The organism is Nostoc sp. LEGE 12447, assembly GCF_015206985.1.
GTDB lineage: Bacteria > Cyanobacteriota > Cyanobacteriia > Cyanobacteriales > Nostocaceae > Nostoc.
This window is the reverse complement of the sequence record NZ_JADEXT010000087.1, coordinates 1-13,058: the sequence shown is the minus strand read 5'-3', so window position 1 is coordinate 13,058 and position 13,058 is coordinate 1. Positions and strand designations below refer to the sequence as shown.

Sequence of the window (13,058 nt, the reverse complement as noted above, 5' to 3'; positions counted from 1 at the left end):
TGTGCTTTAATTCCAAAATTCTCTCATCTAAAGTGGATGTTTGAGTGGTTCATTCAAAATACTACTTTTGATTTTCCGTCTCTTCAGATGTACGGAGCTTTTTCAAAAATCAAATACTAATCCTATATTCAATCAAAGTATATATTTAATATGGCTATCAAACACCCTTTTTTACTTGCACTGTTAACGCTCTCCATTATCTGTGTTGGTACGAGTTCTGGCTCTGCACTAATGACAGATATTGCTCAACAAACAGACAACCAAAAGTCCCCATCAATTATTTTCTTCTTGCCCAAAGAACGGCCTCAGACTGGAATCGGTTGGGAAATCACCACCACTTCTGGGGAGGCAGAACTAGCCTTGGCGAAGCATTTGGTGAACATCGGTGCAAAAGAATACGTCGCTTGGTGGTGTCCTCACTGTCATGAACAAAAATTACTCTTTGGTAAAAAAGCCTACCAGATCATCAACAACAGCATCAAGGTGGAGTGCAATAAGAGAGGTATCAATCCCCAGCCAGATTTGTGCAATGCGGCGAAAGTCCCAGGTGTACCAACTTGGGTTATCAATGGACATCAGTATACTGGCATACAAAACCTTAAGGATCTTGCGAAAGCTTCTGGCTACAAGGGGGATATGAACTTTCGTTACATCCAAAGCGAATAAGGAGTATATTTGCTTTTTAAGCTGAAGGCAAAGTATTTGGTGGTTGAGAAAGTTGAGCAAATATGTTTAAAGATTGATCGTTTGAGCAACTGACAGTCATAAGCTTTCCTGTTTATCAAAATTTTCTAAGGTATTAAACATCTAATATCAAGTTAATAAATGTTGGCAGCTTAAGTTCACGATAAAAATCATGATTTTCCCTTGCTAAGGTAATCCGAAATTAGCAATTCTGATAAAAGAAGGTTTTGTCGCAACAAACTACTTTTGTCAGTAGTTAGCAACGCTGTCAAGAATAGTACAAGCAACTGCTTTCAATGAAGAACAATTGTCTGTTGTGTTTCCTGTGTTCCCGATTTAGCTGAGTTTCCCTAATTTCTATGAGTTATAAAAAATACATTGCTGGCATTCCAAACATTGCCAAACTAAAGCTTACAACCAAAGGCAGTATCCGCGATCACAACCTACAGATACCGGATACTGCTAACTTCAACACCTATACTAACGCTTGAATACGTAACAAGCGCCATGCAGACTTAGTTGGTGGGCTGGTTGTCGTTAAAAAATATCAAATTACTTTAGTAATGAAATACTGGTGCGCTCAAGGATCAAACAGAAGTAGCTCTTTTGCAGTGTCGGCGCATCTAAAGTACTCACAAAAAATTGACAAAACCCATAATTTTGGTAAAAAAATTCAACCATTCAAGGTACATTGCAATTGTCCAATTATGGCTTGATAAATGATACAGTGTAATTTTTCGTTGCCACCTGAGTATGTTCTTCGTAAAGCCAAGCCTTTTGATATGTGGTTAATAGTATTTTTTGTATTTAGAGCAAGGCTAGACCCCAGTCAATTAAGATGGCAGCAATTTTGGGTCATTGAATGTGATGGACATTTAGTAGCCTTCGGGCAGCTCCGAAACTTTCACTTAGCACAAGAGCTAGGCAGTTTATTTGTTGCACCGGCTTGGCGAAACCGTGGTTTAGGGACTGTTCTAATACAGCATTTAATTAATCAAGCTAGTCAACCGCTTTATTTAAAATGCTTAAAACATCAATTGGTGAACTTTTACATTAAAAGAGGCTTTGTATCCCTTAATTTTAAAGATTTACCACCATCCCTCAAGCCAAAGTTTGGACTATCCCAATTACGAAAGAGGTTAACGAAAGCTTTTGTGCTGTTTATGAAGTATGAATATCCCAACTGAGCGCTTATTAAGATTAACCTTGTTCGCTGTATTGTAATATTTGAATTACGAATATTTAAGTTGCACAATACTGCTATATTCTTGTGCGCCATTTAGATAGGCCTAGCTAACTTTACAAGTTTTAACCTACAAGTATTCAAACCTTATTTTAAATATAAAAGAGGTCTTTTGAAACTATATACTGTTCCGTTATCGGGTTTTAAAAGCGGTGTTATGTCTTATTTACTACTCATTTCAGTGCCAGTTAATGCACAGATTATACCAGATACAACACTACCTAGCAATTCTCATGTTGAACATGAAGGTAATACCAACCGCATAGAAGGTGGTACTATAAAAGGGAGCAACTTGTTCCATAGTTTTGAACAATTTTCCGTGCTTACTGGAAATGAAGCTTACTTTAACAACGATATAAATATCCAAAACATTATTACTCGTATTACTGGGAAGTCTATTTCTAATATAGATGGCATTCTCAAAGCCAATGGCACGGCTAATTTGTTTCTGCTCAATCCCAATGGCATTGTTTTTGGTAATAATGCCAAATTAAATATTGGTGGTTCATTTCTAGCTACTACTGCAAATCAAATTAATTTTGCTGATGATACTAAATTTAGTACAAATAATCCCCAACCTAATCCTTTACTAACAGTAAGTGTGCCTATTGGACTGCAAATTAATAGCAATCCCGGTACAATTCGCATCCAAGGTACAGGTCACAATCTAATTGGCCCTCCTTTTTCTCCTCTGATCACAAGTAGTAACGCCGCAAATTTACAAGTGCAACCAGAAAGAACTTTAGCAATTGTTGGTGGCGATGTAATTTTAGAGGGAGGTGTGATAACGGCTAGGGGAGGGCGAATTGAATTGGGTAGCCTCAGCAATGGTTCAGTCAGTATTAATCCGACGACCTCTGGTTGGAAACTGGGCTATGAAAATGTACCTTATTTCCAAGATATTAACCTCTCAAAACGCGCTCTAGTTGATAGTAGTGGCATTGGCACTGGATCTATACAGATAGAGGGACGCAGAGTTACGCTTACAGATGGCTCAGTAATCTTAAATCAAAATCAAGGAACACTACCAGGAGGCACACTAAACGTGAATGCTTCGGAGTCTTTGTCAGTGAGTGGTAGCGATCCAATTGCTAGGACAGCTGGTGGTTTGCGGAGCGAAACTTTGGGATTTGGCCAAGCTGGAGACATTGCAATTTCAACCAAACAGGTAATTATTAAAAATGGAGGACAAATAAATAATTTAACCTTTGGTGGTGCAACAAGTGGCAATATAAATGTGAATGCCTATGATTCTATACAATTGCTTGGGGTTTCGCCTTTTGACCCTGCTGTTTTTAGTACTATCAGCACTGCAACTTTCAATTCTGGAAACGCAAACAATATTACAGTGTCAACAGGGCAATTCGTTGCCACGGATGGAGGTAACTTGTCCTCTTCAACCTTTGGAACTGGTAGAGGAGGAGATGTCACTGTAAGTGCAACTAACTCTCTAGAAATAATAGGAGCTTCACCAATAACCTTTCAGCCAAGTATTTTATCTTCCATATCGCTCAATGCTGGCAAAGCTGGCAGCCTAACAATCAATACATCAAAGTTAATGGTTCAAGATGGCGGGAGGGTTGACGCTTCTACTTTAGCAAGTGGGGAGGGCGGTAGTGTTACGATTAACGCCTTTAAATCTGTAGAGGTAAGTGGTAAGATACTTGGTTTTGGAGAGCCGAGTTTGGTGATCTCCAGTGCTAATATCGTCTCTCCAACCTTGCAAAAGTTATACAGACTCCCTCCAGTGCCTTCTGGAAAATCTGGAAACGTGACGATTAATACTGGTCAGTTGAGTGTTACAGACGGTGCTGAAGTTAACGTGAGAAATGACGGTTCTAACGATGCTGGGACACTCAGAATCAATGCTGCTTCTGTTTCTTTAAACAAAAAAAGTGCCATTACAGCAACTACCGCTAACGGCGAAGGCGGTAATATTTTCGTGAATGCACGGTATTTGCAGCTAAGTAATTACAGTACTGTAACGACGACCGCAGGTAGTAGAGGCAATGGCGGTAATATGAACATCAATGCAGATATATTAAGTGCTTGGGAGAAGAGCAGTATTGCTGCCAATGCTTTTTATGGGTATGGAGGAAACGTGCTAATTAATACTAAAGGACTTTTTATTGCTCGTGACAGTGAAATTTCTGCAAGTTCTAAATACGGAATTAACGGCACTGTTAACATTAACAATACTGGTGGTGAAATTTATCCTACTAAATTCAAATCAGAATCGATTCAAGTAGCTCCTCAAATAGCCTCTGTTTGTCAAAAAAATTCAGGTATGCCAATCAGTAAATTTGTGAATGTTGGCGCTGGTGGACTGCCAGCTAATTCTGATGATATGCCATATATGAATTATGAACAGCAAAATAACTCTGTTGCAATCCACAATAATAACTTAGAGGCATCGAAGGCATCACAAACTGAAGAACCTATGCAGATAATAGAAGCTCAGGGTTGGATAATAAATCTTGATGGGAATGTCGTCTTAACTGCACAAAACAATATAGCAACCCCTAATAGCTCATTATCTGCATTGGCGTGTCGTTAAAAGTATTTTGTATAAGCAAGACTGGTAATGGAGCGAAAATGCTTAAATATCGGTATTGGTTCAAGTATTTGTTGTTAGTCATTCTCGGCTTATCCATAGTTATCACCCAACCATCCTTTATATTAGCTCAGGAGATAAATAAAGCAACACAACAACAAAAGCAGGCACAATTGTTAACTCAAAAAGGTTACGAGCAATTGAATCAAGGTCAGGCAGCATCAGCCCTTGAGACTTGGCAAAAAGCCACAATAATTTACCGTCAACTAGATGATCAAAAGTTGCTTACTAAAAGCCTAATAAATGAAAATATTGCTCTGCAAACTTTAGGTTTGTATCCTCGTGCATGTAATACGCTGTTGTCAGCTTTGAAGTTAAATGCAAATACTTCTCTTTGCGCTAATACGCCACAGCAACCTACTGAATCTATGGAAAAACTGCTGACAGCAGCCATCAATAAGCAAATTACTTCACCCCTAAATTTGCTCGGATTGCACAACTTAGGAGAAGTTTTACGTCGGTTAGGCAAGCTTGATGAATCAAAAAAAATTTTGTCAGAAATATTATCTGTTGCTAAGTTTATGCTCTCTATTGATACTAGTGGCATCATGCTTTCATTAGGTAATACTAAACAGGATATTTACAAACAAGCACGAAATCAATATTCTGAAATAGAAGAACCCATTTCCCAGAAAAAATTTGTCAATTTCATTCAACAACAGGTACTTGAATCTCTCGATATTTATCAACAAGTGATTAGTACCTCAAACACTCCAAAGGAAATAAAATTGCAAGCTCAATTACATCACTTGAGCTTACTGGTGGACTTCGATCAGTGGTTAATAGTAGAGTCCAATTCAGGGAATACACAATTAGCCTCCCTTCGTACTAAAATCACTCAACAGATACAGCCATCTGTAGCTTTACTGTTGGAAAATAATTCGGTCTTTTCTCAACTACCAACCAGCTATTCTGTTTATGCCAAGCTAAATTTCGCTAAAAGTCTAAATAAAATTCCAGGACAACAGTTCCATTCCCTAGCTATTGAATATGCTAAATCTGCTTTAGAAAAGGCTAAAAGCACTAATAGTCAGAGATTACAGTCAGAGAGTTTTGGCACTTTAGGAAAGTTACAACTAGAGCTATCACAACCATATTTTGAACAGGCTTTGGGATTGGCTCAATCAGTTCAAGCATGGGATCTTGCCTATCAATGGCAGCATGAATTAGGAATTTTGTACAAAGAGCAGGGAAAATATAAAGAGGCTCTCCAAGCTTATAGTGCCGCCATTGAAAACGTGACCCAAGTTCGCAACAATCTTTTATCAAATAATACAGATTTACAGTTCTCATTCAAAGAAAAAGTTGAGCCTTTGTATCGTGACTATATGCAATTGCTCCTAACAGATTATAATCCAAATTTGGAGCGCATAATTCAGACTAATGAAAGACTGCAAATAGCAAAGTTGGAAAATTATCTTCAATGTGGCAAGCTAAATCTTGTCGCTTTGAATGATTTGAAAAATTTAGATAGCATTCCTTCAGTAATTCACATTATTGATTTAGGCAACAGTATAGAGGTGGTTGTTCAGTCACCCGACAAATCCGTTCACCACCACTCTGTTGCTCCAAAGTTAGTGAAATTTCATGCAGATCATCTTTTACGAACTTTACAGGATCAGAATTTTGCTAATACTAAAATCCAGGTGATTCTTGATTATTCTCAAGCACTTTATAATTTGCTTATTGCACCTATAAAAAAATATTTGCCCCAAAATGGAACATTAGTGTTTACTTTAGATACATCTTTCCAAAGTTTACCTATGGGCTTGCTTCATGATGGAAAAGATTATTTACTGAAGTACTACAACATTGCTGAGACTTTGGGTTCTAAAGTTCGGCAGCCCAAACTCTTACCTAGAAAACAATTAAGAGCTTTAATTGCTGGACTCTCTAAATCTAGTCCCAGCTTCAAAGCCGCAAATGCTCCTTCATACCTGACAGAACTGCCATCTGTGCTAGAAGAAATAGCAAACGTTAAAGAGCAAACCAATTCTTCACTTTCGTTGATCAATGAAGAGTTCACTTATAACCGTTTTATAAAAGAAGTAAGTAGAGAGAATTTTCCGATTATTCACTTAACAACTCATGCTCAATTTAGTTCAGTTCCTCAACTGACAATGTTTTTTAGCTGGGACAAGCCAATCAACTTATTAGAGTTTGATAATTTACTAAAACAAAAAAATCAAATCAATGAAGATACAATTGAGTTATTGGTTTTGAGTGGTTGTGAGACAGCTAAGGGAAATAAGCGCTCGGCGTTAGGAATCGCTGGGATCGCAGCCCAAGGAGGAGCAAGGAGTACTGTCGCAACTTTATGGCGCGTAGATGACAAATCTACCGCTCTGCTCATGAAAGAATTTTACAAGGAGTTGAAAGATGGTAAAACTAAAACAGAGGCACTACGTCTTGCACAATTGAGTTTGTCATCAAATCCAGATTACTCTCATCCTTACTATTGGGCAGGTTTCCTCCTCATCGGTGGTTGGCTTTGAGATTTCATCAATTTTAGCCGTGACTGCACCTGAGCTAATTCATTAGAGTTGCCACTACTTTTCGCCAACCATTCTGCCATTTTGTATTCACGAAAAGCTTCATCTAGTAACCATGCGTCCAAATAACGATCTCCTAGTACTCTAAACAGAGTTGGATTTTTACTACCTGCTGCCACTCTTGCTTTTAATGAATTAATTGTTTCATTTAATAACCCTTTTGAAATATATATAATATCTAGATCGAGAAAAGCAGCTTCGTCGGCAGATAAGCCTAATTTGTTAATTACATCCACCTCCTCTAAAACCTGTTTAACATCACTTTCAGGCAATACATGGACTACTAACTTCCCAGGAGAATTAATAGGAGAATCACCTTTATTTGCAGTTACTGTAATTGTATAAGCAGCACTGTACTCTAATTCTTTTCGTTTTTTTGGATAGGGCAGTATAGTATCTTTCACTTCTACTTGCCAATGAAATTTATAACTAGTGATCTCTACTGTATAGCTGGTAGCATTCTTCACTGGATGCCAAGAAATTGTCGGTCGGGTATTTAAAAGTATATTTCCGTAAGGAGTAATCAGCTTTAGTGAATCTTGATCTTCACTTGGCCCTTTCATCTTCGGACAGACATTCCGATTTAGAGGTGTACATTGCCGTCGTTCTGCTTGAACCTGTTGCGGCGTACATATACCTGAGACACCGAAAACAGCACCTTGCTGAAATTCTAAAACCTGGCGACTCGAATAGCACACAGCCTTAACCGTACTTCCATTAGCTGGGTTAATCTTATCTCCTAGACAAATCTCGCTTCCGACTGCTAGATAGCGATCGCCTGAGCTGATAATTCGACCAACTTCATTAATGCAGACACGCTTTGCTACTAGTTGGGGTTGAGCCAATGCACCGCCAGAGTTTGATAGAAGCATTATTGAGGCAATTGTTACCAATGGAACTCTAGAGACTTTTTTCCCTACTTCGTTTGTTGAGTTCAGTGTGGCTAGATTGGGCATTGAAAATATTATCTGGTTATCTTTAAGTTAGTAGCATAACGGGATTAGGGAACAAAAAAAAGCCTATGGTGAAGATCCCGGCACAATATCTCCCAATAACCGCTTTAATACTTGCTTTCTCCATTTCTGGACCTCTAACTGGTTAGACTCAGCAACCAAGCAGACTTCCCAGGATATCCTGGTATGATTAATTTCACCCAAAACTTCATGTACTTGTGCTAGCAGGCAATAAGCATCTGTTCTTTTGGAGTCTAATTTAATCGCTTGTTCTAAATATTCCTTCGCCTCACCATATTTCTTTTGCCCTAATTTCGCCCACCCTAAATTCTTGTACAAAGTAGCTTGTCTTTCAGGATCTTTAGTTTTTTGTAAGCCTTCTAGAGCTAAACTAACTGCTGCATTATAATCCCCAGCTATATTTTTTAATCTTGATAGATTATTAAGGGGTTGTGCGTCTTTATTACTATTTTGTATAGCCAATTTATATTGGATTTCTGCTAATGCGTATTCGCCTCGATCATCGTAAAAACTTCCCAATCCGTAATGCCCTTCCCAAGCATTAGGTTTTAATTTAAACAAGGTTTTATAACTATCGGTAACGCACTTGTCATCACCTAAATCTTGACATACTAAAGCCAAATTATTGTAAATGACTACATCTTTAGGATTAAATTTGATAGCGAGTCCATAGTATTTTTTAGCAATTCCAGGAGCTATTCCGCGCCTATCAGCCTGCTCAAAGTAGAACTTAGAGATTGAATAAGCTAAATTAGGATTGTATTTGACTGCTGCCTCAAAGTTTTTTTCAGCATCTATAATACGATTTTCTTTATGTGATTTTTCACCTTGTTCAAAAAAAGAGGTTGCTACTATAAAATTTAACTTATAATTCAAATTAACTGCTTTTTTAAAATAAGTTTTTGCTTCCTGAAATCTATTTACTTGTTGAGCTTTCTTTCCTTCACTTAGATAATAATTTGCTACTAAAGGTAGGGACGCATATATCAAACTAGCGATGCTTAAAAAACCTAATACGCCTACACCAACTCTAAATGACCTCGATTTAATTAGTCGATTAAGTTTTGATTTAAATGGTAAACGCTCCAAACGCTGCAAAATTACTCCTGTAGTTTGCGGGCGTTGCCCTGGCAAGGGAGCCATTAAATCTTCTATAAAATCAGCGAAAGGTCTATCTATCTGTGAAGCCTTGTCTCGCCAAATTAAATTTCCTGTACTCTTATCTGTTGGCAGACGCATCAGTGACATACCACTAACTAAATGTACAAGGGTTCGCCCTAAAGCATAAAAATCTGATTGAGGTACTGCTTGTCCATTTATCTGCTCCAAAGGGGTATAACGAGGTGTGACAACAGCTGTAATTTCATATACTCCTCCCCTGCCTGCACTAGTTCCCCCACTTCCACTAACTTTTGCCAGATAGGTGTCAGTTACTCGCCGTGCAGTACCAAAATCAACTAATGCCAGTTGACCATTTACCTGAAGAACTATATTAGAAGGTTTTATATCTCGATGAAAAAAATTAGAGCGGTGTACTGTATCAAGAATTTCAACTAACTGCTTAAGCCATTCTAATGCTAGAGATTGTGAAATTTTCCCATTAGATTCTATCCATTGCTCCAAGTTTTGTCCCTCAAATTTATCCATAACTAAGCAATGTAATGTTAGAAGACTATTGTTTGGAACAAAAGTAAAATAGTCATCTAAAGTACTGCGAGGAATTTTTGGGTGTCGAATTAGTTGTAAAGTGAGAGATTCCCGCTCAATTAACTCTACAAGCTTAGGTGTATTCCATTTTAGAACTTTCATGACTCGTTGTTCACAAACTGGATGCCACTTAGTACCAGTGTCATCTACTTCAAAAACATCAAAGTAGTTGTATGGATTATCAGTAAGCGCTTTTAATGGTTTGACTAGACGGATACGGTTATTAATCAGTAGTGAAGTACCACACGATAAACACTTTTCAACGTTGTCTGGATTTTGACGCTGAGAACATAGGGGATTGATACAATAACTCACAAAACTTCCTCGCGCCTTCCTCTTCCGGGTTTAAAACATGAAGAGTTATCTAGTAAATATTTATTTTGTACATGTGTATTCATAATCGTCAGCTTTATGTAGTGCTTTATGTAGTATTTAATAGTCTGGTCAGCTAAGACTTAAACATTAGTTGTCTAAACCCACATTTTTCATAAGTCTCACAATGGCTACGCTTGCCGCAGGCATCAGATTCATCGTAACCTCTACCCAAAATATCTTTCAGTCATTTCTGACAGCTAAAAATTTTGATCCAGTTGTGAAACGCCTGAATCTACGTTCTGTAAGGCTTTGAGAAAACGAGTGATAAATCCGAGCTAAAGACCTCGGAAAGAAACTAAGGGTTGCTGACCTATTTGAAGGTCTAAGTGGTTTTATTAGAAAATATTATGATAAATGTATAATGTGAACAATTATGAACAACAATCAAGTATCATAAAAGTGCAGTATATTCTTAGAGGTGCAGTATACTTTTTACTCGCTCTAGCTCTAATCTACAATAAAAAATCCTCATAGATATTTAATACACCAACAAAAATTATAAAGATATGGATTTTAGTGCTGAATCAAGACTTAAGTCTACTAACGCTTCCTCTGTTCTTGTCAAAGAACAGAAAGTTTTAGGGCAAAGATTTTCAGCAGATGTAACTTTTGAAGATGCCTTGGCTGTAGTAGACAACTTAGTGTTAACCGAAAGACGCAAACGCTTGTCTCCGCCTGAGATTCTTGTTATTAAAGCAGCTTGGGATGGAAAGGAGTATAAGGATATAGCAAGCAATTCGAATTACAGTCTTAACTACTTGCAACGACGAGTAGCCTCTCCCCTGTGGAATATGCTTTCAACAACGATTGGAGATGGCGAACGAGTTGAAAAACAAAGCTTGCGGTATTTTTTAGAACGAGTAACAAAAAAGTATCAGTTTCAAAATGCCATACATGAAGAACAAACATACACTGCTAAGAATCAGATACAAGTGATTGGGAGTAAATCACCTGATGTGTCCAGTTTTTATGGTCGTGTACAAGAACTAATACATTTAAAAGAGTTAGCGATTAAGCAGAGATGCATATTGCTAGTAGGGGCAGCAGGAATTGGCAAAAGCACATTAGCAGCAAAACTATTAGAAGAACTTAGTTTGGAGTCTCAACCTAGATTCGATTGTTTAATCTGGAAATCGGTGGCCCACGCACCATTAGTTCAAGACTTAGTAAGTGATTTGATAGAGTTAATCCAACCCACAGAAATATCTTCAAGCTTGCCTGAGCATACACAGTCCATGATTTCGATATTGATCAAGCAGTTGCAATCACGTCGCTGCTTGCTCGTATTGGATGCATCTGAAGCTTTATTTCAAACAAGTAACTTTCAGTATCGACGAGACTATGGATTATTTTTTCGTCGTTTAACAGAGGAGCTGTGTCAAAGCTGCGTAATCATAACTAGTCGAGTTTTTCCTGATGAAATTGAGAGTCTAATAGCAGCTGAATTACCTATCGATTTTCTTAGAGTTGAAGGGTTAGAGGCAGACGCTGCGTTACAGCTTTTATCTAGCAAAGGATTAATAGATCAAGAAAAATGCAATGATTTAATCAAAACTTATAGAGGTAATCCTTCAGAATTAAAAGCAGTAATTAATCGCATTCATCACTTCTTTGGAGGTAGCACCGAAAAGTTTTTTGAAAACCCAACTACATTAGTTAGTGACCAGTTTCAAGAAATGCTGAATCATCTATTTAGTCAATTATTGAGCAAAATTCAGAAGAGAATTATGATTTATTTAACAGAGGAAGTAACTTTAAATTCACAATACGTTGGCTTTGCTAAACTATTAAATGACATGAATCGTGAACCGCAAACGTCAGTTTCAAAATTTGAGCTAATTAAGGCATTAGAGGTACTTGAAAAACACTCATTAATTGAAACTATTAAAGACCCTATTACAGAAGAAATCAGCTTTAATTTAGAACCAGTGGTAAAAAAGTATATTAAAACAGATCCACAAGGATGGGTATACACATCCAAAGCTTCATCCAATTTCCCAATCGCATCATAACAGAGGTATTCATGATTACAGGAAAACTAGAGATTACCACAAAAATCAACGAACTCCCTCAACCCAAGAGACTGGAGAATAGCTGGCAGCAATTTGATATTGACTGTGACGGACGAATCATATCAGTTACAAAACCAAAAGTTTGGAAGAAATTGACTGACACTGCTAGTAATTACCCCCAATATATAGCAACAATCACTCTTCAACTCGGTCAGCAAACAGACAACAGGTTCGTATTGGATAAACCTAATGATATACAACAAGTAAGTTTTTCAGCGCAAGCCTAAACCAGAAGTAACAGCCACGCCTGGTACTGCTTGAGCCAGGGTAATCACACCCTACACAGAAAGAGGTGCTACCAACCCTCGATTACCCCTAAAGCAATCCTTAGCAAATATGGAGGTCACAAGTAAAAATCAAAACGACACTAGATACCAGAAGACCAGAAGTTCTGTAAAATCAAAACGAACAACAAATGGAGGGAGATACACAACACCAAAAATTTAAAGGACAAAATGCCACTAAAGAGTAGGCGCTTTGTCCAAGGCTCAAAAAACCGAATAATTTCAGAGCGGGGTTATCTCAAAGCAACCAAAGCAGTGGTAGTTAAAGTTTGGCGACTTGTTTCCACTGACTGGTAAAAAGAGATTAAGTCCACGCTGCTTCTTGTATTATACGAGAAGCTGCACGAAACTCACCAGTTTAGTGTGGCAATTTTTGTTGTTGAAATTCATAAGTTTCTGTAAAGTTAAGTTTGATTAAGAAATATCCCGAATTTTGTAGCAAAAAATAGTAGCAGCGCGAATAACAGTTATCAGTTGGAATTCACAGTCCTTGATAATTGTCAACTGTTGACTGATAACTGATGCAACCCCCTCTGAGCTTGTCAACCAAGTA

9 protein-coding genes and 1 pseudogene are annotated in these 13,058 nt (G+C 37.7%); 8 read left to right on the top strand and 2 right to left on the bottom strand.

Annotated elements, in window-relative coordinates; all coding sequences use genetic code 11:
• The 6 genes and pseudogenes from IQ274_RS35115 to IQ274_RS35095 all read left to right on the top strand — a co-directional run.
• Positions 1-120: pseudogene (locus tag IQ274_RS35115) on the top strand (IS630 family transposase); the annotation flags it as partial.
• A gap of 30 nt (positions 121-150) precedes the next feature.
• Positions 151-666, top strand: coding sequence for a hypothetical protein (locus IQ274_RS35110; protein WP_194145092.1), 516 nt, complete (start codon positions 151-153; stop codon positions 664-666).
• A gap of 377 nt (positions 667-1,043) precedes the next feature.
• Positions 1,044-1,175 (top strand): hypothetical protein, encoded by a 132-nt coding sequence (locus IQ274_RS37635; RefSeq protein WP_265578602.1) that lies wholly within the window; start codon positions 1,044-1,046, stop codon positions 1,173-1,175.
• 228 nt (positions 1,176-1,403) lie between these two features.
• Entirely contained in the window at positions 1,404-1,871 is a 468-nt protein-coding gene (locus IQ274_RS35105) for a GNAT family N-acetyltransferase (protein WP_194145091.1), read from the top strand.
• A gap of 213 nt (positions 1,872-2,084) precedes the next feature.
• The gene (locus IQ274_RS35100) at positions 2,085-4,484 is read left to right on the top strand and encodes a filamentous hemagglutinin N-terminal domain-containing protein (RefSeq protein ID WP_194145090.1); all 2,400 of its coding nucleotides are present in this window, start codon (positions 2,085-2,087) and stop codon (positions 4,482-4,484) included.
• A 38-nt stretch (positions 4,485-4,522) separates the two neighbouring features.
• On the top strand, positions 4,523-7,036 hold the full coding sequence (locus tag IQ274_RS35095) for a CHAT domain-containing protein (protein ID WP_194145089.1): 2,514 nt from the start codon (positions 4,523-4,525) through the stop codon (positions 7,034-7,036).
• On the opposite strand, the gene IQ274_RS35090 is transcribed toward IQ274_RS35095, so the two are convergent.
• Both IQ274_RS35090 and IQ274_RS35085 read right to left on the bottom strand, forming a co-directional pair.
• Positions 6,997-8,049, bottom strand: a complete 1,053-nt coding sequence (locus tag IQ274_RS35090) for a hypothetical protein (RefSeq protein WP_228058610.1) — start codon at positions 8,047-8,049, stop codon at positions 6,997-6,999. The two genes, IQ274_RS35095 and IQ274_RS35090, sit on opposite strands and share 40 nt — an antisense overlap.
• 63 nt (positions 8,050-8,112) lie before the next feature.
• Positions 8,113-10,089, bottom strand: coding sequence for a protein kinase domain-containing protein (locus tag IQ274_RS35085; protein WP_194145087.1), 1,977 nt, complete (start codon positions 10,087-10,089; stop codon positions 8,113-8,115).
• A 725-nt stretch (positions 10,090-10,814) separates the two neighbouring features.
• On the opposite strand from IQ274_RS35085, the gene IQ274_RS35080 reads away from it, so the two are divergent.
• Positions 10,815-12,161: an NB-ARC domain-containing protein gene (locus tag IQ274_RS35080; protein ID WP_228058608.1), complete on the top strand. Its 1,347-nt coding sequence runs from the start codon at positions 10,815-10,817 to the stop codon at positions 12,159-12,161.
• A gap of 11 nt (positions 12,162-12,172) precedes the next feature.
• On the top strand, positions 12,173-12,448 hold the full coding sequence (locus IQ274_RS35075; RefSeq protein WP_228058607.1) for a fertility inhibition FinO-like protein: 276 nt from the start codon (positions 12,173-12,175) through the stop codon (positions 12,446-12,448).
• The last annotated feature ends 610 nt before the right edge of the window (positions 12,449-13,058 follow it).

Excerpts from the sequence above, each read along its gene's own strand:
- IQ274_RS35095 (WP_194145089.1), top strand. The coding sequence starts at position 4,523 with ATGCTTAAATATCGGTATTGGTTCAAGTATTTGTTGTTAGTCATTCTC.
- IQ274_RS35075 (WP_228058607.1), top strand. The coding sequence starts at position 12,173 with ATGATTACAGGAAAACTAGAGATTACCACAAAAATCAACGAACTCCCT.
- IQ274_RS35110 (WP_194145092.1), top strand. The coding sequence starts at position 151 with ATGGCTATCAAACACCCTTTTTTACTTGCACTGTTAACGCTCTCCATT.
- IQ274_RS35090 (WP_228058610.1), bottom strand. The coding sequence starts at position 8,049 with ATGCCCAATCTAGCCACACTGAACTCAACAAACGAAGTAGGGAAAAAA.
- IQ274_RS37635 (WP_265578602.1), top strand. The coding sequence starts at position 1,044 with ATGAGTTATAAAAAATACATTGCTGGCATTCCAAACATTGCCAAACTA.
- IQ274_RS35105 (WP_194145091.1), top strand. The coding sequence starts at position 1,404 with ATGATACAGTGTAATTTTTCGTTGCCACCTGAGTATGTTCTTCGTAAA.
- IQ274_RS35100 (WP_194145090.1), top strand. The coding sequence starts at position 2,085 with ATGTCTTATTTACTACTCATTTCAGTGCCAGTTAATGCACAGATTATA.